The sequence below is a fragment of the Nocardia sp. NPDC058058 genome, assembly GCF_042885355.1.
Taxonomy (GTDB): Bacteria; Actinomycetota; Actinomycetes; order Mycobacteriales; family Mycobacteriaceae; genus Nocardia.
Window position 1 is genome coordinate 871,572 of record NZ_JBHVSA010000001.1, and the last position, 22,376, is coordinate 893,947.

Here is a 22,376-nt window from a genome sequence, read left to right on the forward strand (position 1 = left end):
TGATCGCTGTGATGGATCAAGCACGGGCGCACGGTGTCGACTCATGGTTCGATCCGCGCGCCATTCCGGTGCGTGCGGTGGTGCTGTTGATTCCCGCGCTGGGCTGTCTGCTGTTCCTGTCCACCGCGCCGAATGGAATCGATTGGGCCATCGCGTTACTCGCGGTCGCCGTCACCGCCGTAGGTGTGCGTCGGCCGCTGGCCACGGCATTGGTGACCTCCGCGCTGCTGCTGGCCGGGTTCGAATTCGGTTCCACCGGACCGCTGGTCGCCAAGGTGGGTGCGGGGATTGCGCTGACCGAATTGGCCGCGCGCCGCGATGAGTGGCAGCCCTACCTCGGGGCCGGCGTGCTGGCGGCGGTGTACCTGCTGCATCCCAGTGGTGAGTTCGCGGCCAACGGGTATCGCGCGGTGGTGATGGCGGGCGCGCCGTTGTTGCTGGGTGGATTGCTGCGTGCCACACACCGATCCGCGGTCGAGGCCCGCCGGGTGGCGGTGGAAGTGGCGCGGCGGCGCGATAGTGAGGTCGCGGCCGCACGCGCGCTCGAACGCACCGCCATCGCGCGCGAACTGCACGATCTGATCGCCCATCACGTGTCCTCGACGGTGTTGCGGGTGGGTGTGGCTCGGCACGCGCTGCCCGACGCACCCGCGCCGGTGTTGCAGGTGCTGGACGAGATTCATGCCAGTGGCCGCGAAACCCTGGCCGATCTGCGCCGCCTGGTGTCGATCCTGCGGGATCCGGATATGACGGGTGAGGCGTTCCTCTCCCCCGCCGATCTGCCGGTCACCGTGCGCGCGGTCGCCGAACGCGCCCGCGCGCTGGGTATCACCGTGGACTGTGTGATCGATGAGCGTGCCGGTGAGATCGACGCGGTGTCCGCACTGACCCTGCTGCGCCTGACCCAGGAGGGTATCGCCAATATCGCCGCGCACGCCGGCACCGATGTCACCGCGGATCTGCGCATCGACGCGGACGCGGACGAGGTGGTGTTCGTGTTGCGCGACAACGGTTCCCGGCGGCCGCATGGTTCCGGGCGGGCGAGTGGGCACACCCGGCATCCGGCGAGTTCGGGTACATCGGTGATGTCGTCGCAGGGTTCGGGAATGATCGTCGCCGCCGCTGCGCTGCCCGGTGAGACGGACGGCCGGGGATTGGGGTTGGTGGGATTGCGCGAACGCGTGGAGTTACTCGGTGGGGAGTTCGAGGCCGCGCCCGCGCATCCGGGGTGGCGGCTCCGTGCGCGCCTGCCCCTGGGAGCGCGGGTGCCCGCATGAGTGTGCGCGTTCTGATCGTCGATGATCAGCAGTTGGTGCGGGCCGGGCTGCGCATGCTGTGCCATACCGATCCCGCGCTCGAGGTCGTGGGTGAAGCCGCCACCGGGCGGGAGGCGATTCGGCTGGCCGAACAGCTCGCACCCGAGGTGGTGCTGATGGATCTGCGGATGCCCGGTATGGATGGCATCCGCGCCACCGCCGCGATTCTCGCTGCCCGGCCCGCCACCCGGGTGCTGGTGCTGACCACCTTCGACGATGACGACCACCTGTATCCCGCGCTCGCGGCCGGAGCCGCCGGATTCCTGGTCAAGGACGCCTCACCGGCGGAACTGCTGGCGGGCATCCATCGGGCCGCCGCGGGCGAGCAGGCCTTCACGCCCGAGATATTGCAGCGCGTGGTCGAGGCCGCCGTGCAGGCTCGCACCACACCCGCGCCACCATCGACCGGACCGAACCCCATGTCGGGGCTCACACCCCGCGAAACCGAGGTGCTGGCGCTGCTGGCGGACGGATTGGGCAATGCCGAGATCGCGGTGCGCTTGCACGTGGGTGTCACCACGGTCAAAACCCACATCACCAATCTGCTGAGCAAGACCGGGACCGCCAACCGGTTACAGCTGGCGCTGCTCGGTGCGCGACTGTCCTGACCGCCTGCCGCGCCACCGCTGGGCGGCGCGAAAATCGCTGGGCCGCAGCGGTTTGCGACGGTAACGTGCGCCCATGGCAGCCAAGAACAATTATCTCGACCAAGTGGTGGCACAGCAGGCGGCGCTGGAGGAGGATCTGCGATCCGGGCCCGCGCGCGCCGAATCCGCGGGCGCGCCCGGTCGCGGCGCCCTGGGTAAACGGGCCGGGCGGATCGGGCCCGTGCGGGAGACGCCCGCGCAGGGACCGGTCGATGTGCGCATCACCGGATTCTGGCGGTGGCAGACGGTGCTGGTGCCGCCGAACGCGTTCGTGGTGCACACCCGGCGTGGGCGGCCCGAACCCCTGCACATCGGGGTGGGGGTGTCGTTCCGGTTCGATCCGGCCACCGACTCGTATCTGGTGGTGCCGGGCGCGATTCAGACGATTTTGATCAACGCCTACTGCATCTGCAAGGAATTGCAGGGCGTCCTCGTGCAGGGGTATGTGCAGTGGATCATCGACGATTTCGCCACCGCCTACCGCAAACTCGACTTCTCCGATGCCGAGGATCCGATGCGGCTGGTGAATGTGCAATTGCGCGAGCAGGCCGAGGCGGCCATCAAGGACAAGGTGTCCACCATGGCGGTGCGCGATGTGCTCAGCGATAAACAACCCATTATCGAGGAGCTCACCGCGCGCCTGCGCACCGTGGCCGAAGGCAGCGGCGGGGAGGGCCGCAACGATCGCGGGCTCGGGTTGAATATCGTGACCGTGCAGATCAAAGAGGCGGTGGTGTCCTCGAACACACTGTGGGAGAACCTGCAACGGCCGTACCGCAGTGAACAGGATCGGGTTGCGCGGCTGGCCGAACTCGAAGCCCAGCAGTCGGTCTCGGAGCGGCAGGTCGCGGTCGCGCGCACCACCGAGGAACGTCGGATCGAGAACGAACGTGAACTGGCCGAACTGCGGGCCCGCAATGAGGCCGCGCGCTTCGATCGCGACGCGGTGGAAGCGTTGCGGCGCACCAACCGTGAACACGATGACGAGCGCGCGGTCGCCGAACTCGCCCAGGAGACCGCGTTGCAGGCCTTGCGCCTGGAACGCGAACGCCATGCCGAACAGGTCGAGAACACCCGGCTGCAACACGAGCTCGCGCGCCAACAGCTCGAGGCGGAATTGGCGTTGGCGCAGGCACGTACGCGCGCCGCGCACGAGGAACAACTACTGGTGCTCGAACGCGACAAGGTCGGTATCGACAATGCCAACGGTCGCAGCGCGACCAATATCCAAGCTCAGCTGGTGCAGTCACTTCCGGCGATCGTGTCCCGCATGCCCGCGCCCGCGGAACTCAAATCGGTGCAGATCGGTGGCGACACCACCGGATTGACCGGCATCATCGCCCAGCTCACCGAAATCGTCGATGCGGTACGGCAGTCACCGACGAGCTGAGATCACCGGACGGTCTGCCCCGGGGTCGGGGCATTCGCGGCGAACATGGTGCGGCACAGCACAATCGACACACAGTCAGGGGGAGCCAACACTCGGGCGGAGCTAAGGTCGTACTCGAAGTCGTGCCGTTTGTCGTGACTTCAGTCGTACCCAATTCGCGCCTACAGCGCGTAGGGGTAGGGCGACCTCGGGTGCGGGTGCGGGTGCGGGTGCGGGTGCGGGGTCACCCGTGGTGTCGGCGGTAGGCGGCCGCCGCACCCGGATGCAGTGGCACCGTACCCGTCCCGATCAGGGACCGGGCATCCAGGAACTGGGTACCCGCGGCTTCGGCGGGCACCAGCGAATCAGCGTGCGCGAGCAGCACTTCGGTGAGCGCCCGCGCGGTCGAGTCCGCCAGCGTGGGCGCCGCGACCAGCAGATTCGCCACCCCGATGGTGTGCACGGCGGGCGAGCCGGGATAGGTGCCCGCCGGAATCAGCACCGGGTCGTACAGGTATCCGAACCGCTCACGCATCGGTTCGGTCAGCGACCCCAGATCCAGCAGCCGCACCCCGGGATCGGCCAGCGCCGGCGTGGGCACCCCACCCGCCCACAGCAGTGCGTCGATGCGCCCCTGTCGCAATGCGGTGACGGCCTCGGCGAGCGGCAGATGCGTCGCGGTCACCTCGGCCGGGCTCAAACCGGCCGCCGACAGCAATTTCTCCCCGGTATGAGCGGCCCCGGACCCGGTGGCCCCCACATTGATTCGCGCACCCCGCATATCACCGGGGCTTCGAATCGGCCCGTCCGCGGCCACCGCCACCTGGAGGTAGTTCTCGTACACGCGCCCGATCGCAGGCGGCGGATCACCGCTGTCGGCCACCGAATCGGCCAGCACCAACCCCACCTCGGCTCCCCCACGCGCCAGCAACTCCAAATTGTCGACCGACCCGGCGGTGCTCACCACCTCGATCCGTACTCCGGACCCCGCCGCGGTCCGTGAAAGCAGCTGCGCGAAGGCGTAATAGAACCCACCCGACTCCCCCGCCGCCATGCGCACAGTTGTCTCATCGCTCGCGCATCCCCCGAGCGTGCCCGATAGTACGGCCCCGGCCGTGAGCGCACCCGCGCCGCGCAGGAATCCACGTCGCCCGATCATCGCTGACCGCCAGCGAAAGATGCTGTGGGAGAGTGGAATACCGCATCGAGCGATGCGACGGCCCGGCGTGTGCGTTCGGACGGAATTCGCGACCCTCGCCCGGCGGCGCTCGTGCGCGATTGCGGTGCGGTCATCGCGGCTTCCCCACGGGCAGGCGCACGATGACCGACAGGCCGTGCGGTCGCACCGGGCGCAGCGTCAGTGTGCCGTGGCGCGACGTTGTCAGTGCGGCCGCGATCGGCAGACCCAAGCCGGATCCGCCGATCCCGTCCGCGGATGAGCCTCGGTAGAACCGGGTGGTCAGTTCGGCGAGTTCGGCGGTGGGCACACCGACACCGTCATCGGTGACGGTGACGATCACCCATCCGGGTTCGGTGCTCACGCTCAGGTAGGTGGTCGAGCCCAGGCCCGCGTATCGGCAGGAATTGCTCAGCGCCACATCGAGAATCTGCGCCAGCACATCCGCCGAGACCGCGATTTCGGTGGCGTGGTGCGTCGAAGCAGGCCACGCGAATAGGTCGCCTCGCGGGGTGCTCTCACCCTGCCCGCCGTCGCTGTGGGATGTGGAGTCTGCCGAGACGGCCTCGTTCGGGCTGGTCACTGCCGCAGTGGTGTCCGGTGCCGTCGACTCGGTCACCGCCGCGGGCATGCTGTCCGACGGGGCTCGCACCAGGATCTGCTTGGAGTGTTCGAATGCGGTCTGCCAGGCGTCGATGCGGTCGTCGATGACAGTGTCGGGGTCACAGTGGTCGGTGGTCGGGGCTCGGGTGGGGTCGAAATCGGTGCCCTCGGCGACCGCGAGATCGAGCAGGCCGTCCAGCAGTGCGGTGAGGCGCTCTACCTCGCGGGTCGCGCCGTGCAAGGTGGGCAGTGCTGTCTCCGAGATGCCGGGTTCGAGGGAGTCCAGGCGAATGGTCAACGCGGCCAGTGGGTTTCGCATGGCGTGGGCGGTGTCGTCGACGAGGCGGCGCTGGGCGCGGGCCGAATCGCGCACCGCCAGGGCCATGGTGTCGAAGGATTCGGCGACCGCGCGGAGTTCGGGTGGGCCGCCGTGGTGGCGGGTGACGGGGGTGGCGGTGCGGGGTTTGGGCAGGGTGGCGGTGAGTTCGGCGACCGATCCGGAGAGTCCGGCCAGCGGGCGCAGCACCCAGCGCGACAGCACCAGGGCCAGTGCGGTGAACAGGGCCATGGCCGCCAAGCCGCCGACCGTGACGATTGCCCACACCCGGGTGATATCGGTGCAGGCGGTGGCGGTGGAGGCCTCGATCAGTACCGCGCCGTCCACGTGGGTGTCGCTGCCGACGGGGCGTGCGATCAACAGTCCGGTGCTCGACCACGGGGTCAGCCGTTGCACGGTGGCGGTGCGCTGATTGCGGCGCGCGGCGCTCAACGCGGTCGCCACGACCGGATCCTGCTGATTCACACCGGCATTCACGATCGGGGTGCCGCGCCCGTCGATCACCAGCACCGGTTCCCCGTACAGATCGTGATAGCGGTCCACCTGCATGGTCAGGGCGCGATTGTCGCCGGTGGCGGCGGCGGTCACCGCGAGCGCGGCCAACCGGTCCGCATCCCCGGTGCGGCCCAGGATCAATTCCTGGGTGCGACTGGTGGCCGCGGTCAGGCACAGCGGGATCGCGAACGCGAGCACCGCGACGGTGGCGAACACGGTCAACGCGATCAACAGGCGGCGGCGCATCAGCGAATCACCGCCTCGGCGTTCACGAATCGACTCACCGCGTCGCCGGATGCGATCGGAGTGCCGCTGGCCGGTGGTGAGTGCACCTACTCACCCCAGCGGTAGCCGTAACCGCGAATGGTGGTGATCAGGCCGGGCCGATCGAGTTTGGCGCGCAACCCGGTCATATGCACATCGAGTGAACGTGAGACCGCCACGAACGCGTCACCCCAGATGCGATCCATCAACTGCTGTCGGCTCACCGCCGCACCGGGCCGCTCCACCAGTGCCTCCACGAGCTCGAACTCCTTGGGCGTCAACCCGATATCGACCCCGGCGACCTCGACCCGGCGCGCACCCAGATCCACCCGCACATCCCCGGACTCGACCGTGCGCCGCGGTGGCGCGGTCACTGCCCCGGCACGGCGGGTCACATTCTCGATGCGCGCCAGCAATTCGGAAATGCGCGCCGGTTTGACCACGTAATCGTCCGCGCCGCCGCGTAATCCGCGCACGATGGAACGTTCGTCATTGCGGGCGGTCAGGATCACCACCGGTACCGCGCTCACTTCCCGCAATTGCCGCAGCACCGTGAGCCCATCCGCGTCGGGCAGCCCCAAATCCAGAATGATCGCGTCATATCCGCGATGCGCGGTCAGCAGATCCGCGCCGCGGCGCATCCGGGTCGCCTGCAATCCGCGCGCGGTGAACGCCTCGACCAGGGCGTCACCGACCCCGTCGTCATCTTCGACTACCGCAAGGCGCATGGACCGGATTCTTTCAGTGCTACGGGAACGCGAAAGTCACCGGGCTCGGCGCGAGCCCGGTGACCGGGGAACTCAGCGTGCGGGGGTCAGCTTCGGCGCGGGCTCGGAGACCGCGCCGCTCACCGTCGTCTCGGGCTCGGCCGCGGCGGAATTGTCCTCGGCATCGATCGTGGAGGCCGCGGAGGTTTCGCGCATGAAGAAATAGGTGACCAGCGAGATCAGCACGCACGCGGACACATACCAGAAGTACAGCGATTCGTGCCCGGCCTTCTTCAACGCCAGCGCGATCATTTCCGCCGTGCCACCGAAAATCGCGACCGTCAGCGCGTACGGCAATCCGACACCGAGTGCGCGAATACGCGTCGGGAACAGTTCGGCTTTCACGATCGCGTTGATCGAGGTGTAACCGGTGATGATGACCAGCGCGGTGAGCATCAACGCGAACGCCGCGAACGGATTGCGGGTATCGCCCAGCAATGTCATCAACGGCACCGTGCCCAGGGTGCCCAGCACACCGAAGGTGATCAGCAGTTTGCGCCGCCCGATGCGATCCGAGAGCGCGCCCGCGATCGGCTGCAACACCACGAACACCAGCAGCGCCGCGAAATTGATCCACGCCGCGGTCGGCTTGGAAATACCCGAGGTATTGACCATGTATTTCTGCATATAGGTGGTGTACGTGTAGAACGCGACCGTGCCACCCAGGGTCAACCCCACCACCAGCAGGCACTCGCGCGGATACTGCAACAGCACCCGCAGCGACCCGCGATTCGATTTCGTCTGCGGCGCGGCCGATTCCGCGCGGAACGATGCGGACTCGTCCATACCGCGGCGCAGCAGCATCACCACGATCGCCCCGAACGCGCCGATCAGGAATGGGATACGCCAACCCCACGAATACATTTGCGCCGAGGACAGGAACTGCAACAGCACCAACTGCACACCGAGTGCGGTCAACTGCCCGGCCACCAGCGTCACGTATTGGAAACTGGAATAGAACCCGCGTTTGCCCGCCGAGGCGACCTCGGACAGATAGGTGGCGCTGGTGGCGTACTCCCCGCCGACCGACAAGCCCTGCAGAAGTCGCGCCAGCAACAGAATGACCGGTGCGGCCAAGCCGATCGTCGCATACGAGGGGGTCGCGGCGATGATCAGCGATCCGGCCGCCATCACCGTCACCGACAGCGTCAAAGCCGCGCGCCGCCCGAACCGGTCCGCGTACCGGCCCAGCGCCCAGCCGCCGATCGGGCGCATCAGGAATCCGACCGCGAACACCGCGGCGGTGGACAGCAATTGCGCGGTCGGATCCCCGTCGGGGAAGAACGATTTCGCGAAATACACGCTGAACGCCGCATAGACATACCAGTCGTACCATTCGACCAGATTGCCGATCGAGCCGCGCAGGACATTCGCCACGACCCGGCGCTCCCCGCCGAGTTTGATGTCGGTCACCGGACACTCCTTCCACGGGAGCCTCATCGCATCCCGCACCCACTGTGGCCCGCGACACAGCCGCACAGAAGCCATCATCGGGTTTCCTAACGCTCCCTTAGGACGATCACCGCCCGGCGGCGATGCGCGCAAACATCTGCGCGCGACACGCCACAGCCTCTACTGTCTGAGAGAGCATGCTGGTGAGTGGATCGAGAAGTGTTATGGCAGAAATGATTACGGCCCCGGCAGCGTTCCAGGCGACCGCGGCCATCGACCCCGAGGCGATCGCGGTGCGCTCGATCGGCGGGGACCAGTCGCTGAGCTGGGGGCAGTACGCGGCGCAGGTGCGCGCGGTGGCCGGGGGTCTGGCGGCACTGGGGGTCGGGCGCGGGGACACCGTGGCATTGATGATGGCCAACCGGGTCGAGTTCTATCCCCTGGAAGTGGGCGCACAGCACGCGGGCGCGACCTCGTTCTCGGTGTACAACACCCTGACCGCGCAACAGTTGAACTATGTGTTCACCAACGCCGGGAACCGGATCGTCATCTGCGAAGCCCAGTACGTGGACCGCATCCGGGCCTCGGGGGTGCCGATCGAGACGATCGTGTGCGTGGATCACGCGGTGCCCGGCACACTCTCGGTGGCGCAACTGACCTGCCTCGCGCGCTCGGACTTCGACTTCGACGCCACCTGGCAAGCCGTCACCGGGGACGACATCGTGACCCTGTGCTACACCTCGGGCACCACCGGCAATCCCAAAGGCGTGGAGATCTCCCACGCCAACCTGAGCTTCGAATGCCAGGCCTACGCCTCGGTGATGCCCGTCGAATTCGGGGACCGCATCACCTCGTATCTGCCCAGCGCCCATATGGCCGACCGGGTGACCGGGCTGTATCTGCACGAATACTTCGGCAGTCAGATCACCGCGGTACCCGATCGCGCGCTATTGGGTGCCGCGCTGGTCGATGTGCGGCCCACCATCTGGGGCGCGGTGCCCCGGGTGTGGGAAAAGCTCAAGGCGGGAGTGGAATTCGCGGTCGCGGGCGAAACCGATCCCGCGCGCAAGGCCGCGCTGGCCTGGGCGCTCGAGGTCGCCGACCGCAAAGCCCAAGCGCAATTGGCGGGCGTGCCACTCGATGACGTGCAGGCCGCCGAATGGGCCAAAGCCGATGAACTGGTGCTCTCGGCATTGCGCGCCAAACTCGGCCTGGATCAACTCAAATGGGCGCTATCGGGGGCCGCGCCGATACCGGCGGAAACACTCGGCTTCTTCTTCGGGCTCGGCATCCCCATCTCCGAAGTGTGGGGCATGTCCGAACTGACCTGTGTGGCCAGCGTCAGCCCACCCACCCAGGCACGCCTGGGCACCGTGGGCAAACTGCTACCCGGACTCGAATCCACAATCGCCGAGGACGGCGAATTCCTGGTGCGCGGACCCCTGGTGATGCGCGAATACCGCGGCGAGCCCGGCAAAACCGCCGAAGCGTTGACCGATGGCTGGCTCGCCACCGGCGATATCGTCACCCAGGACGCGGACGGCTATCTGCGCGTGGTGGACCGCAAGAAGGAACTGATCATCAACTCCGGCGGCAAGAACATGTCCCCGGCCAATATCGAGAACACCATCAAAGCCGCCACCCCCCTCATCGGTGCGCTGGCCACCATCGGGGACCGGCGGCCCTACAACACCGCACTCATCGTCCTGGACGCCGAATCCGCCGAACCCTATGCCGCACAACACAATCTGACCGATGCCTCGGCGGCGTCGCTGGTCGCGCACCCGGAAGTGATCGCCGAGATCGCACGCGGAGTCGCCGCCGGGAACACGCATCTGTCCCGCGTGGAGCAGATCAAACGATTCGTCATCCTGCCCGTGTTCTGGGAACCCGGCGGAGACGAGATCACGTTGACCATGAAACTGCGCCGCAATCCGATCGCGGACAAATACGCCGCCGATATCGAGCGCATGTACGCCCCCGACCGCGACACCGACGTACACGAACCGAGCACCGAACAGGCCTCCACGCCCGCGTAAGGGGCATTGCCGCAGGTGAATCCGATACGGCGGCACCCGCTCACGGGCGGGTGCCGCACACCACACTCGTAACAGAGCGCTTGCTCTGTTATGTTTCGACTATGCCCCGCCCCCGCACCCACGATCCCGGCACGGTCCTGGACGCCGCCGAAACCCTGGCCGCACACGGCGGGGCGAGCGCGGTCACCATTCGCGCGGTCGCCACCGCCACCGGGGTATCGAACGGGGCCATCTACCACACCTTCGGGTCACGCTCGGAACTGTTGGGGCGCACCTGGATTCGCGCCGCCCGCCGCTTCGGCGCGGTACAGCTCGAACTCATCGACGCCCATGACGGCGGCGGCGTCGAGGCCGTGGTGGCCGCCGCCGACGCGCCCGCGGTCTTCGCACAACGCTTTCCCGCGTCCTCACGCATGCTGCTCACCGTGCGCCGCGGCGACCTGCTCGGCGATGACCTGCCCGCCGAAGTCGCCGATGAGCTCACCGGACTCGAACGCTCCCTCATCGAACTGATGAAACGCCTGGCCCTGGACCTGTGGGGCCGCAAGGACGCGCGCGCCGTCGACGCCATCACCACCTGCCTGGTCGATCTGCCCACCGCCATCCTGCTGCGCCGCGACCGACTCGCCGACCCCACCGCCCGCGAACATCTGCGCGCCGCGGTGCGCGCGGTCCTCGCGGTCGGACCCGCACCACGAACACCACCGTCACCCATCGATCCGAAGGAACCCGCATGAGCATCACCCTGACCCACCGCGACAAGATCGCCGTCCTGGACCTCGGCGACGACGAGAACCGCTTCACCCCCGAACGCCTCGAGGCGATCAACACCGCCCTGGACACCGTGCTCGGCGACGGCTCACACGCGCTCATCACCACCGGCAGTGGCAAGTTCTACTCCAACGGCCTGGACCTGGAATGGCTCTCGGCCAACGGTGAACGCGCAGATTGGTATGTGGCACAGGTGCAGGCGCTGCTGGCGCGCATGCTCACCTTCCCGCTGCCCACCGCCGCCGCCCTGCCCGGACACGCCTTCGGCGCGGGCGCCATGCTCGCCATCGCCCACGATTTCCGCCTCATGCGCGCGGACCGCGGCTATTTCTGCTTCCCCGAAGCCGATATCCGCATCCCGTTCACCAAGGGCATGGCCGCGCTCATCCAGGGCAAACTCACCCCGCGCGCGGCCGTCGCGTCCATGACCACCGGGCGGCGCTTCCCGGCACCCGAAGCCGTGGAATACGAACTCATCGACGCCACCGCACCCGAAGCCGAGGTACTGGACGCCGCGGTGGCCGTACTCACCCCGCTCGGAGCCAAGGATCAGAGCACGCTCGGTGCGATCAAGAGCGTCATGTTCGCCGGGGCGGTCACCGCGCTGACCAACCCCTGACCGAACCGCACGGTTCCGCCCCGGCGGTGCATCGGGTGCGAATACTGCTGTGCTGGAACAGGAGTCATCACGCGCGCGCGTGGACCATCCAGCACGCGGAGGTATAGCGCACCTGATCGCCGTCCACGAACGGCTCGAACGCCGCCCGCACCACCTCGATCACCTGAGCGCGAGTGGGCTCATCGGCCTCGGGCAGCACCTGACCGACCGGGCCGAACTGGGTGAAATACCCGACCAGTGACTCCTCGGGCATCGCGCACCGCACATCGGCCGGGCGCACCGAGATATCGGCCCAGCCGCTCGTGTCGAGGACCCCGCGCACGAACTCCGGATCGGCGAAACCGAACTGACCCGGCTGATTCGGCACGCGCGGCGGCAGATTCGGCAGCAGCGGTGCGGCCGCGCGCTCGGCGGTCGTCATGAACGGATTGTCATCGGTGCCGCGCCACGCCAGGAACCGCAGCGCACCGCCCTCTCGGGTGGCCCTGCGCAGATTGGTGAACGCGGCCACCGGATCGGGAAAGAACATCACCCCGAACCGGGACAGGATCAGATCGAACGAGCCCGGATCGAACGCGTGGGTTTGGGCGTCGGCGAGCAGAAAGTCCACGCGCGCACCCGACTCCGCCCCGCGCGCCCGCGCCGCGGCGATCATCGGCTCGGAGATATCGACCCCGGTACAGCTGCCCGGCGCGCCCACCCGCCGCGCCGCCGCCAGCGTCGTGGCCCCGGCCCCGCATCCCACATCGAGCAGGCGCGCACCCGATCCGGCGACCACCGGCCGCACCAGCAACTCCTCGAGCGGTTTCATCACCTGATCCAGCAGCTGCTGCCACTGCACCCACGCGTGCCCGGACGGGCCGTTCCAGCGGGTGCTCTGCTCATCGGCCTGCGGTGCGCTCGCCATGGGGATCTCCTTTGCTTCACCGGGATCTGCGGTACAGACTTCACTGTGTCAGTTCAAGTCGACTGGAGGTCAAGCCATGCACCCCGGCACCGGCGCGGATCTCGATATCGGGGAAGTCGTCACCCGCTCGGGCATACCCGCCTCGACCCTGCGCTACTACGAGGAACGCAACCTCATCACCTCCATCGGGCGGCGCGGCCAACGCCGCGTCTTCGCGCCCGGGGTACTGCGACAGCTGGCGCTGATCGGGATGGGGCGCGCCGCCGGATTCAGCCTCGACGAAATCGGGCGCATGTTCACCCCCGACGGCGACCCGGACCTGGACCGCGCGCTGCTCGCGGCCAAAGCCGATGAACTCGACCGCACCATCGCGCGCCTGAGCTCACTGAGCGAGAGCCTGCGCCATGCCGCGCACTGCTCCGCGCCCACCCATCTGCAATGCCCCACCTTCCAGCAGCTGCTCGACGCCGCCACCGCCGATCCGGCACGGCCGCAACCGCATCGGATCGGACGCACACTGCCGGTATGAGGTTCGGCTTCGGTGCGCGGACGGTTCAGCGTGAGGTGGCGTGCAGATGCGGCAGCAGGCGTTCGGCCACCGCGACGGGCTGTTCGGCATGCAGGAAATGGCCCGCGTCCGGGATCTGCACGGCATCGACCCCCGCACTGCGCGCCAGCGCCAACTGCATCGGCGGGGACATGCAGCCATCGCGCGCACCGGACAGCGCCAGCGTCGGAATCGGTGCCGGAGCCGCCATCAGCACCCGGTGAAACCCGCGCGTGGGGGCGCGATGCACGGTGAACAGCGACCGGTAGTAGCGGGTCGCCGCGTGCGCGGTCGCGGGATCGGTGAAAACCGTTGCGGTGGGCGCGAACTCGTCCTCGGTGAAATCCCAGCCCGGAGACCAGCGCCGCCACAACCGGCGCACGAACGCCGCGTCGTGCCGGGTCAGCAGGCGATGTGAGGCACCGGACTGCATCACCGGGATATAGGACGACATCACCGTTTGCCGGGGCAGATGCCGCGCCGCGGCCGGCGGGAAACCGGCGCCGAACGGCGGGATCGCCAGCTGGGTCAGGGAAAGCCATTGGCGGGGTTGGCGTTTGGACAGCACCATCGCCGCGAACGCACCCCAGTCATGGCCCACCAGATGCGTGGGCGGACCACCCAGGGCGCGATGCCAGGCCGCGATATCGTCCGCGACCGCCATCAGGTCATAGCGGGCATTACGGCGCGCCGACCCGGGGGTGTAGCCGCGCAGCCACGGAGTCAGCACCTGGAAACCGGAATCGACCAGCAGCGGGATCACCCCGTCCCAGCTGTGTGGGGAATCCGGGAAACCGTGCAGCAGCATCACCAGCGGTGCGTCGGCCTCCCCGAACTGCCGTGCCGACAGCAATAAACCGTCCCGCCGCAACTCCAGCGCGGACTCACCGGTGTCAGCCGATGTCATAGGTACCTCTCTTCGAGCGCGGCCCCACCCGCGTCAGCGGATGGGGCCGAAGGCGCGCACCGCGACCCGGTGCGCGCCCGCACCCGCCCGATCGGCGAGTGCGGTTGTGCCACAACATATTCCACCCCGGCACCCCGGACCGTGAAATCGGCGGGAAAATCCCGCTCAGCGGCCCCGCCACACCGCGGGGCGCTTCTCCACGAACGCGCGCATACCCTCACCGGCATCCTCGGAGGACAGCGCCGCCGCGGCGACCTGACCCTGGCGCGAGAACGCCTCGGCGGTGGACCAATCCGGGGCCTGATCGATGATCTGCTTACCGGCGTCGATACTCAGCGGGGCGTTCACCGCGATCCGCTCGGCCAACTCCAGCGCCGCCTCCAGGGCCTTACCGGGCGCGGCGACCTGATTGATCAAACCCAGCTCCGCCGCCCGGGTCGCGGTGATCGGATCACCGGTCAAGGTCAGCTCCATCGCGATCGCGCGCGGCAGACGTTGCGACAGGCGCAGCACCCCACCGCCCACGGCCACCAGACCACGCTTGACCTCCGGAATGCCGAACGTCGAATCCTGCGCCGCCACAATCAGATCCGCCGACAACGCCAGCTCACACCCGCCCGCCAGCGCCGGACCCTCCACCGCCGCGATCAAGGGTTTACGTGGGGGCGTGGACACGATCCCCAGAATGCCGCGCTTCTCGGTCACCGGCACCTCACCGCGCGCGGCGGCCTTGAGATCCATTCCGGCACTGAAATATCCACCCGCACCGGTCAGAATCGCGATCCGCGCGTTCGGATCCGCCTCATAGGCGTCGATCGCCCGCTCGAGCCCCAGCGCGGTCGCCAAATCGATCGCATTGCGCACCCTGGGCCGATTGATCGTAATCACCATCACGTGCCCGCGCCGCTCGATCAACACCGGAGCCGGTGGCGCGGCGGGCAATTCGACCCGCTCGGTGCCATCGACCCGCACCAGATCCCCGGTCACCGTCACCGGCAACCCGAGCAGATCCCCATCGACCGCCGTCCCCTCGCCGCTCAACTCGGTGAGCAGCGCGGAATCGGTGCTGCGCAGCAGCACTCGATCGCCCTCGGCGGTGAGCAGGCTCAGGATCGCGGCTTCGGGATGGCCGTCGCGGTCATAGGGCAGGGTGTAGGCCTCGACCACGGCGGGGCCGTCGTAGCCGGTGCGGGCGCGGCGCTTGGGCGGGTGCTCGATCACCGGGGTCAGATGCCGGTAGGCCGACGCGGGCGGGGTCGCGGAGTAGAGGCCGATCGCGTGTTTGGTCAGATACCAGCCCAGAGACGTGGACAGGCCGAAGGATTCGGGTTCGGCGCGCAGCCGCTGCACCAGGGTCGCGACCGCGTGACCGCCATAGTTGTTGCCCGGGCCGCCACCGAAGGTCAGCCCGCCGGTCACCGACAGCGGACGCTTGGGGTCATCGGCGGGCAAACCCAGCTCGCGCGCGGCGATCTGCACCGCGACCGGGAAGCACGCGTACAGGTCGATATGGGCCAGATCCTCCGGGCGAACACCGGTGTGATCGAACACCGCCGCGCCCAGGGCACGAATGGCCGGGGACGCCGCGAGTTCGGTGCGTTCGGAGACGAACCATTCATCGCTGCCCGACGCGCCCGCGTGCAGGAACACCCACTTGTCCTGCGGAATACCCGCGGCCTCGGCGGCCGCGGCGCTGCACATGATGATGCCCGAGGCCATATCGACGGTCAGATTCGCGCATTCGAGTTTGGTATACGGCGCGGAGATCATGCGGTTGGCCTCGGTCGCCGTCGCGATCTCCGCCGGGCTCAACTCCTGCGGCTGCCAGGCGTTCGGATTGCCCGCCGCCACCGCCGACAGCCGCGACCACAACTCGGCCACCGCCTGCGCGTGCTCGGCGGGAGTGCGGCCCAGGCGATGCCGGTTCGCCGACTCGAGCAGCGCGTACATATTGATCGGAGCCAGCAGCCCGGACTCGGTCTCGGGCGCGTTGTTCGCGGCCTTGTCGATACCGACCGTACGCGTGGGACGCACCCCCGAATCCTGTACCGGCCATTGCACTTCCACGCCCGCGCGCTGGGCAGCGGCCTGGGTGGCACCGGCTTCGGCTCCGGTCACCAGCACCACGTCGTAGTCGCCCGCCGCGATCGCCGCGGCCGCCTCATTGAGCACCAATTGCCCGCCGTCACCACCGAACGGACTCGACTGCACCGTCTCCACCGTGCCCGCGCCCACCGCCCGGGCGACCAGCGCACCCAGATCCCGGTACTGCCACGAGGTCGGGGACACCGAATACACCGCGTCCGCGCGCGCCAGCAGCGCCTGTCCGGCACCGGTATCGGTGGCCGCGGCGCGCAGCGCCCGCACCGCCAACTCCGACGGATCGACATAACCGGGATCGGGGGTGCGATTCACAATCTGACCCACACCCACCAGCACCGGCGTCGACGGCGCGAGCACCGCACCGGAGGCCTTGTGCCGCACGGCTTTCCGTGACGGACGCGATGCCGGTCCGGCGGCCGCGATCGCCGCGGGCAGCCCGGTGAGCGACTCGGCCAGCGCGTCACCGAGACTGCGCGCGACGGTCCCACCCAGGGGGCCTTCGATCGGCTGTCCGGCCAGTCCCGCATCCAGATACACCGTCGACCCGGGCCCGGCTGGGGTTACCGTGATCCACAATCCGAGGGTCAACCCTTGCGGTCCGGTACCGCGCACGTACAGGCCGGTCTCATCGACCGACTCCACGGTCCAGCGCAGATCGGCGGGAATGCCCATGAACTTGGCGACCTGCCCGTACTCCAGACCCGCCTCGGCCTGCCCGGGCGCCTCACCGCGCCAGCCCGCGTGGAAGGTGACCCACTCCGGAATCCGGTGCAGATCCACCAGATACGCCAACGCCGTCCCCGCGTCGACGTCCAGGTCCTGCTGGGCGTGTGCGGTCCGCACGAACTCGCTCAACCCGGCGGGCGGTGTGCGCTCACCCAGATCCACCGGTTCCGGCGGCTGCTGCTGCCCGGTGAACCCCGCCACCAGATCGCGCACGATGCGCGGATCCCGGCGCACCGCGCCCAGCAGATCACCACCGGCCCGCAATTGCTTTCGCACAGCACGGAATTTGTCGAATCCGGGCACCGAACTCACCGTCGAACCTCCTCATTGAGGATGAGAGCATTAAAGCCTCACCGTATCGCCATCCGGCGCCGAGCGGGAGGGGTGCCCGGCCCGGGCCGCGACTTCACCACCGGGCGAAACGAGAATCGCCCACCGCCGCGTGGGCCGTGGGCGATTCGCGATATGGCGAGTGCCGGAACTTCGGGCGATTGTCGTTGTCGCGCGGTGCGATCCGAACCCCGCCGGAGTACCCGCTACAGGCTGATGCCGAGCAGCGCGTCCACCGCGGCACGGATCGCCGCCGGAGCGTCCGCGTCGGGGCCACCGTAGTTCAGGGCCTGCTGGGCCCAGCTGTCCACCGCGGCAAGGGCTTTGGGGGTGTCCAGGTCATCGGCCAGGTGCTGGCGCAGGCGGGCGATGGTGTCCGCGGCATCGGGGCCGGACGCCAGTGCGACCGCCGAGCGCCAGCGGTCCAGGCGCGAGAGCGCTTCGGTGAGTACCGCATCGGACCATTCGCGGTCATGACGGTAGTGCCCGGAGAACAGGCCCAGGCGGATCGCGGCCGGGTCGGTGCCCGAGCGGCGCAGCTTGGACACGAACACCAGGTTGCCGCGCGATTTGGACATCTTCTCGCCATCGAGGCCGATCAGCCCGGCGTGCACGTAGTGGCGGGCGAAGCGGCGGCCCTTGACCAGCGCCTCGGCGTGCGCGGTGGAGTACTCGTGATGCGGGTAGATCAGATCGCTGCCGCCACCCTGGATATCGAATTCGGTGCCGATACGGTTGAGCGCGATCGCCGCACACTCGATATGCCAGCCCGGGCGGCCCGCACCGAACGGGGCCGGCCAGGACGGCTCACCCTCGCGCTCGGCCCGCCACAGCAGCGCGTCGATGGGATCGCGCTTACCCGGGCGATCCGGATCGCCGCCGCGTTCGGCGAACAGCTTGTCCATGGTGGCCCGGTCATAGCCGGACTCGTAACCGAACTGATCGGTGGCGTCATGCCGGAAGTAGATATCGGGATACTGCGCGTCGTCGACCACATACGCCGCACCCGAGGCCAGCAGCTTGTCGACGAGTTCGACGACCTCCTGCACCGATTCGATCGCCCCGATGTAGTGCGCGGGCGGCACCACACGCAGCGCTTCCATATCCTCGCGGAACAGATTGATCTCCCGCGTGCCCAGATCGCGCCAGTCGATACCGTCGCGTGCGGCCCGCTCGAACAGCGGATCATCGACATCGGTGACGTTCTGCACATAGTGCACGTCATGTCCGGCATCGCGCCAGAGCCGGTTGACCAGATCGAAGGTCAGATAGGTGGCGGCGTGACCGAGGTGGGTGGCGTCATAGGGGGTGATCCCGCAGACGTACATGGTGGCGGTCGCGCCGGGGGTGACCGGGCGCACCTGCCGATCGGCGGTGTCGAACAAACGTAACGCCGGTCCGGATCCGGGGACGGTCGGGACAGCGGTATCGGACCAGGACTGCATGAATCGAGGTTAACTGTGTGACGGGCGTCCAGCCCGCGCGCCCCCGGTCACCGGTACTTGCACCCGTGTTGTGAGGTACCGCTCGACCTGCACTTTAATGACGCCCGCGCACACGTCAATGGTTGAAATCATGATGCAGGCAACGTTTTTCGCGTTGTCACGGACTCGAGGTGATCAGAACGCCGGCCAGGGGATCGGCCGCTGGCTCGACGGCAGCGGCAACACCGGATGCTCGAGCAACTCCTGCGCGCGGGCACCCAGCGCCTCGATCTCGGTGTCGGTGATCAGCTCGGCGAGCCGGTTACCCAGCTCACCCGGCAGCGCTTTGACCAAAACCGTGATGTCGGTGAGCAATTCGTCCTCGATCGGCTCACCGGCCCAACCCCACAGCACCGTGCGCAATTTGGGTTCGGCATTGAGGCAGATGCCGTGATCGACCCCGTACACCCGCCCGTCGACCCCGGACAGCACATGCCCGCCCTTGCGATCGGCATTGTTGATCAGCACATCGAGCACCGCCATGCGCAGTAGCCGCGGGTCTGCCGCGTGCACCAGCGACACCGGATGCCCGGACGGATCCAAGGCCCGCAGCACCTCCCGATACCCGTCCGGAATCTGCCCCACGGGCACCAGATCCACCAGATCCGGACCCTCGTCGACGATATCGATCCAGCGCTGCACCATGCCGATCCCGTACGGGCCCTCGCGCAACACCGTTTCCGGAATCACACCCCAGCCCAGCGCCTCCGATACCGCGTACGAGGCGACCTCGCGCTGCGCCAGGGTGCCGTCGGGGAAATCCCACAGCGGACGTTCCCCGCGCACCGGTTTGTACACCACGCGCAGCACCTCGGACTCGTCCTGCTCGGCCTCGCACACCAGCGTCACATTGCTGGCGGTGGTGACCTGCCCGATCACCGTCAGCTCGGCGGTGCGCAGCGGGTCGTTCGACACGTCAATCCTCTTCCGGCTCACTCGTGGCGCCGAAGATCTCGCCGCGCTTGTACCCGTTGGTGCGCACACACATATGCCCGGTCGGGGACAACGGTTCATCGCACAGCGGACACGGTTTGCGACCCGCCGCGATCACCCGGGTGGAACGCAACGCGAATTCACGCGCCTGCACCGGGGTCAGGAATACCCGCACCGCGTCCGGGCCCTCCTCGGTGTCATCGAGCACCACCGATTCGTCGACCTCGGTCTCGGTGATCGCCAACAGCTCCACCACCACCGCGTTCGCGTCCGCGTCCCAGCCCAAACCCATGGTGCCGACCCGGAATTCGGCCTCTATCGGGGTGGCCAGCGGCGCGACATCGGCCACATCGGCCGGTTGCGGGGGCACCGGGGTGCCGAAACGCCGCGCCACCTCGTCCAATAGCAGACCCATCCGATCGGCCAGCACTTTCACCTGCTGCTTCTCCAGCAACACGCTGACCACGCGCGGCTCCTGCACGGCCTGCAGGTAGAAGGCGCGGTCACCCGGCTCGCCGACGGTGCCGGCGATGAATCGATCGGGGGTGCGGAAAATATGGATTGCTCGGCCCATGGCACCTCCTCCAAAGCTCACTCACCACTAAGAATCGGGGCGCTCCGCTACCCCATTATCCGTACTACCGGTATTGCCCGTTTCACCGCCGGGCACCGGTCCCGATCTGGATTCGCCGCCGGTTTGCGGCGAAATCGCCGCCAAGGCGGACAGATCCGAGCCGGTGTCATTGAGCCGCCACACGTACGGAGCGGTCGGACTGTAGCGGACCACACTGATCGAGGCCGGTTCGACCACGATGCGCTGGAAACCGTCCAGGTGAATTCCGAACGCGTCCGCCAGCAGCGACTTGATCACATCCCCATGGGTGCACGCCACCCACAACACATCGCCGCCGTGTTTCTCTCCCAGAATCCGGTCGTGTTCGCGCACAGCGGAAACCGCGCGGAACTGAACCTGCGCCAAACCCTCACCCGAGGGGAACACCGCACCCGAGGCGTGCCGCTGCACCACCTTCCACAGCGGCTCGTTCACCAGCTCGCTCAGCGCCCGCCCGGTCCAGTCGCCGTAATCCACCTCGAGCAGGCGCTCATCGGGTTCGGCCTCGATCCCGAGCTTGTCCGCCAGCGGGGCGACGGTGCGCTGACACCGCAGCAGCGGTGAGGTCACGATGTGCTCGATGGGCAGCGACCCCAGTCGCTGTGCGACCGTATGCGCCTGCTCGCGCCCGCGGTCGGTGAGATCGACGCCGGCGCTGCGGCCGGCCAGGGTGCGGGCAGTGTTCGACGTGGAGACGCCGTGCCGCAACAGGATCACCGTCACCGGGACAGCCTACGTGCTAGGTCGCGCTGACGACGCCGGTCGCCAGCAGCGCCATCACCGTCAGGCCCAGGATGATGCGGTAGCCCACGAACCAATCCAGGGAGTGCTTGGTCACGAACCGCAGCAGCCATGCCACCGAGGCGTAACCGACGGTGAAGGCGACAATGGTCGCGACCAGGATCTGCGGGCCCGAGGCGTTGAGGCCCTCACCGGCGGGTTCGAAGGCATCGGGCAGTGAGAACAGGCCCGAGGCCAGCACCGCGGGAATCGCGAGCAGGAATGAGAAGCGCACGGCGGCTTCACGAGTCAGGCCGATGAACAGACCCGCCGAGGACGTCGCACCCGAGCGCGACACGCCCGGAATGAGCGCCAGGCATTGCGCGAAGCCCATGATCAGGCCGTCGCGGGTGGTGAGCTGTTCGATGGGGCGGCGCTTCTCGCCGTAGTACTCCGCGGCCGCGATCACCAGCGCGAACACGATCAGCATGGTCGAGACCAGCCACAGATTCCTTGCGCCGGTACGGATTTGGTCCTTGAGCAGGAATCCGATCACCCCGATCGGGATGGTGGCGATGATCACATACCAGCCGATGCGATAGTCCAGATCGCGCTGGGAATCGGGATCGAGCACATAGCCGCCGGGCACATCGTCGCGATAGACCGGCAGCACCGTGGTGGGCTGATCGTGCAGCGGCACCCGCGCGGGCTCACGCCCGGTGATCTTCCACGAGATGGTGGTGAACCAGGCCACCAGGATTCGCCAGATGTCCTTGGCGAAATACACCAGCACCGCGGCCTCGGTACCCAATTGGGTGACCGCGGTGAACGACGCGCCCGCGTCATCGCCGAAGAAGACCGCCGACACGATGCGCATGTGCGCCGAGGACGAAATCGGCAGAAACTCCGTCAAGCCCTGCACCAGACCCAATATCAGGGCCTGCACCCACGTCATCGACTCGCCCACGCACATCCTCCAGTCCCGAATCGTCGGCTGCCGGTGGACAATTCGCCCACGCGCGACGCATTCGCCGCGAATACCGCCGGTGACCCTACAGGGCGCGCGAGAACACCCGTCAGCGGAAGCACCGAACCGGGCGGCGAACCGCCGCACCGCTCCCGCACCGTCACCGCGGGCACGCCGGAACCGCCGCGCTCGATACGCCGCCGAGGTCGGTCCGAACACGCAAACATGGTGGTCCAGAGGGGGATTGCGCGATCGGCGGCGACGGCCGCACCGTATCGCGCGCGAATCGATATGCGCGCGGCCCGGCGAGGCATAGCGGGGCGGACGGGACATGTGCGCTTAG

The 22,376-nt window shown here is 68.0% G+C and carries 19 protein-coding genes; 7 read left to right on the top strand and 12 right to left on the bottom strand.

What is annotated here, in order from left to right; translation table 11 throughout:
- The first annotated feature begins 11 nt into the window (after positions 1-11).
- The 3 genes from ACFVUS_RS03900 to ACFVUS_RS03910 all read left to right on the top strand — a co-directional run bounded on the left by ACFVUS_RS03900 (position 12) and on the right by ACFVUS_RS03910 (position 3,353).
- The gene (locus tag ACFVUS_RS03900) at positions 12-1,277 is read left to right on the top strand and encodes a sensor histidine kinase (RefSeq protein ID WP_387761644.1); all 1,266 of its coding nucleotides are present in this window, start codon (positions 12-14) and stop codon (positions 1,275-1,277) included.
- Positions 1,274-1,924, top strand: a complete 651-nt coding sequence (locus ACFVUS_RS03905) for a response regulator (protein ID WP_387761645.1) — start codon at positions 1,274-1,276, stop codon at positions 1,922-1,924. Before ACFVUS_RS03900 ends, ACFVUS_RS03905 begins: the two co-directional genes overlap by 4 nt.
- A gap of 73 nt (positions 1,925-1,997) precedes the next feature.
- Positions 1,998-3,353, top strand: a complete 1,356-nt coding sequence (locus tag ACFVUS_RS03910) for an SPFH domain-containing protein (RefSeq protein WP_387761646.1) — start codon at positions 1,998-2,000, stop codon at positions 3,351-3,353.
- Between the two features lie 223 nt (positions 3,354-3,576).
- Here ACFVUS_RS03910 and ACFVUS_RS03915 read toward each other — a convergent pair whose 3' ends face one another.
- The 4 genes from ACFVUS_RS03915 to ACFVUS_RS03930 all read right to left on the bottom strand — a co-directional run bounded on the left by ACFVUS_RS03915 (position 3,577) and on the right by ACFVUS_RS03930 (position 8,388).
- The gene (locus ACFVUS_RS03915; RefSeq protein ID WP_387761647.1) at positions 3,577-4,491 is read right to left on the bottom strand and encodes a TAXI family TRAP transporter solute-binding subunit; all 915 of its coding nucleotides are present in this window, start codon (positions 4,489-4,491) and stop codon (positions 3,577-3,579) included.
- 130 nt (positions 4,492-4,621) lie between these two features.
- Positions 4,622-6,190 carry a sensor histidine kinase gene (locus tag ACFVUS_RS03920; RefSeq protein ID WP_387761648.1) on the bottom strand — a complete coding sequence of 523 codons (1,569 nt, stop codon included), beginning with the start codon at positions 6,188-6,190 and terminating at the stop codon, positions 4,622-4,624.
- Between the two features lie 86 nt (positions 6,191-6,276).
- Positions 6,277-6,936, bottom strand: coding sequence for a response regulator transcription factor (locus tag ACFVUS_RS03925; RefSeq protein ID WP_387761649.1), 660 nt, complete (start codon positions 6,934-6,936; stop codon positions 6,277-6,279).
- Between the two features lie 72 nt (positions 6,937-7,008).
- Positions 7,009-8,388, bottom strand: a complete 1,380-nt coding sequence (locus tag ACFVUS_RS03930; RefSeq protein WP_387761650.1) for an MFS transporter — start codon at positions 8,386-8,388, stop codon at positions 7,009-7,011.
- Positions 8,389-8,591: 203 nt separating this feature from the next.
- Here ACFVUS_RS03930 and fadD11 point away from each other — a divergent pair, with 203 nt between their 5' ends.
- The 3 genes from fadD11 to ACFVUS_RS03945 all read left to right on the top strand — a co-directional run bounded on the left by fadD11 (position 8,592) and on the right by ACFVUS_RS03945 (position 11,796).
- The gene (gene fadD11 / locus ACFVUS_RS03935) at positions 8,592-10,406 is read left to right on the top strand and encodes a fatty acid--CoA ligase FadD11 (RefSeq protein WP_387761651.1); all 1,815 of its coding nucleotides are present in this window, start codon (positions 8,592-8,594) and stop codon (positions 10,404-10,406) included.
- Positions 10,407-10,507: 101 nt separating this feature from the next.
- Positions 10,508-11,143, top strand: a complete 636-nt coding sequence (locus tag ACFVUS_RS03940; RefSeq protein WP_387761652.1) for a helix-turn-helix domain-containing protein — start codon at positions 10,508-10,510, stop codon at positions 11,141-11,143.
- Positions 11,140-11,796: an enoyl-CoA hydratase-related protein gene (locus ACFVUS_RS03945; protein WP_387761653.1), complete on the top strand. Its 657-nt coding sequence runs from the start codon at positions 11,140-11,142 to the stop codon at positions 11,794-11,796. The genes ACFVUS_RS03940 and ACFVUS_RS03945 overlap by 4 nt, the downstream gene beginning before the upstream one ends.
- Positions 11,797-11,863: 67 nt before the next feature.
- Here the strand turns inward: ACFVUS_RS03945 and ACFVUS_RS03950 are convergent, their stop codons facing one another.
- Positions 11,864-12,703, bottom strand: a complete 840-nt coding sequence (locus tag ACFVUS_RS03950) for a class I SAM-dependent methyltransferase (RefSeq protein ID WP_387761654.1) — start codon at positions 12,701-12,703, stop codon at positions 11,864-11,866.
- Positions 12,704-12,779: 76 nt separating this feature from the next.
- On the opposite strand from ACFVUS_RS03950, the gene ACFVUS_RS03955 reads away from it, so the two are divergent.
- A complete protein-coding gene (locus tag ACFVUS_RS03955) occupies positions 12,780-13,232 on the top strand; it encodes a helix-turn-helix domain-containing protein (protein WP_387761655.1) in 453 nt (150 codons plus the stop codon).
- Between the two features lie 25 nt (positions 13,233-13,257).
- Here the strand turns inward: ACFVUS_RS03955 and ACFVUS_RS03960 are convergent, their stop codons facing one another.
- From ACFVUS_RS03960 to ACFVUS_RS03990, 7 genes are all read right to left on the bottom strand, one after another.
- A complete protein-coding gene (locus ACFVUS_RS03960) occupies positions 13,258-14,157 on the bottom strand; it encodes an alpha/beta fold hydrolase (protein WP_387761656.1) in 900 nt (299 codons plus the stop codon).
- Between the two features lie 165 nt (positions 14,158-14,322).
- On the bottom strand, positions 14,323-17,298 hold the full coding sequence (locus ACFVUS_RS03965) for a crotonase/enoyl-CoA hydratase family protein (RefSeq protein WP_387761657.1): 2,976 nt from the start codon (positions 17,296-17,298) through the stop codon (positions 14,323-14,325).
- Positions 17,299-17,522: 224 nt separating this feature from the next.
- Positions 17,523-18,761: a cysteine--1-D-myo-inosityl 2-amino-2-deoxy-alpha-D-glucopyranoside ligase gene (gene mshC / locus ACFVUS_RS03970; protein ID WP_387761658.1), complete on the bottom strand. Its 1,239-nt coding sequence runs from the start codon at positions 18,759-18,761 to the stop codon at positions 17,523-17,525.
- Positions 18,762-18,935: 174 nt separating this feature from the next.
- Positions 18,936-19,715, bottom strand: a complete 780-nt coding sequence (locus tag ACFVUS_RS03975; protein WP_387761659.1) for an SCO1664 family protein — start codon at positions 19,713-19,715, stop codon at positions 18,936-18,938.
- A 1-nt stretch (position 19,716) separates the two neighbouring features.
- Entirely contained in the window at positions 19,717-20,307 is a 591-nt protein-coding gene (locus ACFVUS_RS03980; protein ID WP_387761660.1) for a DUF3090 domain-containing protein, read from the bottom strand.
- A 27-nt stretch (positions 20,308-20,334) separates the two neighbouring features.
- On the bottom strand, positions 20,335-21,069 hold the full coding sequence (locus ACFVUS_RS03985; protein WP_387761661.1) for a histidine phosphatase family protein: 735 nt from the start codon (positions 21,067-21,069) through the stop codon (positions 20,335-20,337).
- Positions 21,070-21,085: 16 nt separating this feature from the next.
- A complete protein-coding gene (locus ACFVUS_RS03990; protein WP_387761662.1) occupies positions 21,086-22,366 on the bottom strand; it encodes an undecaprenyl-diphosphate phosphatase in 1,281 nt (426 codons plus the stop codon).
- Positions 22,367-22,376: the final 10 nt, after the last annotated feature.

What these genes read in the sequence shown, in the direction of transcription:
- fadD11 (WP_387761651.1), top strand. Translation starts at nt 8,592, where the DNA reads ATGGCAGAAATGATTACGGCCCCGGCAGCGTTCCAGGCGACCGCGGCC.
- ACFVUS_RS03900 (WP_387761644.1), top strand. Translation starts at nt 12, where the DNA reads ATGGATCAAGCACGGGCGCACGGTGTCGACTCATGGTTCGATCCGCGC.
- ACFVUS_RS03980 (WP_387761660.1), bottom strand. Translation starts at nt 20,307, where the DNA reads ATGGGCCGAGCAATCCATATTTTCCGCACCCCCGATCGATTCATCGCC.
- ACFVUS_RS03905 (WP_387761645.1), top strand. Translation starts at nt 1,274, where the DNA reads ATGAGTGTGCGCGTTCTGATCGTCGATGATCAGCAGTTGGTGCGGGCC.
- ACFVUS_RS03925 (WP_387761649.1), bottom strand. Translation starts at nt 6,936, where the DNA reads ATGCGCCTTGCGGTAGTCGAAGATGACGACGGGGTCGGTGACGCCCTG.
- ACFVUS_RS03915 (WP_387761647.1), bottom strand. Translation starts at nt 4,491, where the DNA reads ATGATCGGGCGACGTGGATTCCTGCGCGGCGCGGGTGCGCTCACGGCC.
- ACFVUS_RS03955 (WP_387761655.1), top strand. Translation starts at nt 12,780, where the DNA reads ATGCACCCCGGCACCGGCGCGGATCTCGATATCGGGGAAGTCGTCACC.
- ACFVUS_RS03950 (WP_387761654.1), bottom strand. Translation starts at nt 12,703, where the DNA reads ATGGCGAGCGCACCGCAGGCCGATGAGCAGAGCACCCGCTGGAACGGC.
- ACFVUS_RS03910 (WP_387761646.1), top strand. Translation starts at nt 1,998, where the DNA reads ATGGCAGCCAAGAACAATTATCTCGACCAAGTGGTGGCACAGCAGGCG.
- ACFVUS_RS03945 (WP_387761653.1), top strand. Translation starts at nt 11,140, where the DNA reads ATGAGCATCACCCTGACCCACCGCGACAAGATCGCCGTCCTGGACCTC.
- ACFVUS_RS03960 (WP_387761656.1), bottom strand. Translation starts at nt 14,157, where the DNA reads ATGACATCGGCTGACACCGGTGAGTCCGCGCTGGAGTTGCGGCGGGAC.
- ACFVUS_RS03990 (WP_387761662.1), bottom strand. Translation starts at nt 22,366, where the DNA reads ATGTCCCGTCCGCCCCGCTATGCCTCGCCGGGCCGCGCGCATATCGAT.
- ACFVUS_RS03940 (WP_387761652.1), top strand. Translation starts at nt 10,508, where the DNA reads ATGCCCCGCCCCCGCACCCACGATCCCGGCACGGTCCTGGACGCCGCC.
- ACFVUS_RS03920 (WP_387761648.1), bottom strand. Translation starts at nt 6,190, where the DNA reads ATGCGCCGCCGCCTGTTGATCGCGTTGACCGTGTTCGCCACCGTCGCG.
- mshC (WP_387761658.1), bottom strand. Translation starts at nt 18,761, where the DNA reads ATGCAGTCCTGGTCCGATACCGCTGTCCCGACCGTCCCCGGATCCGGA.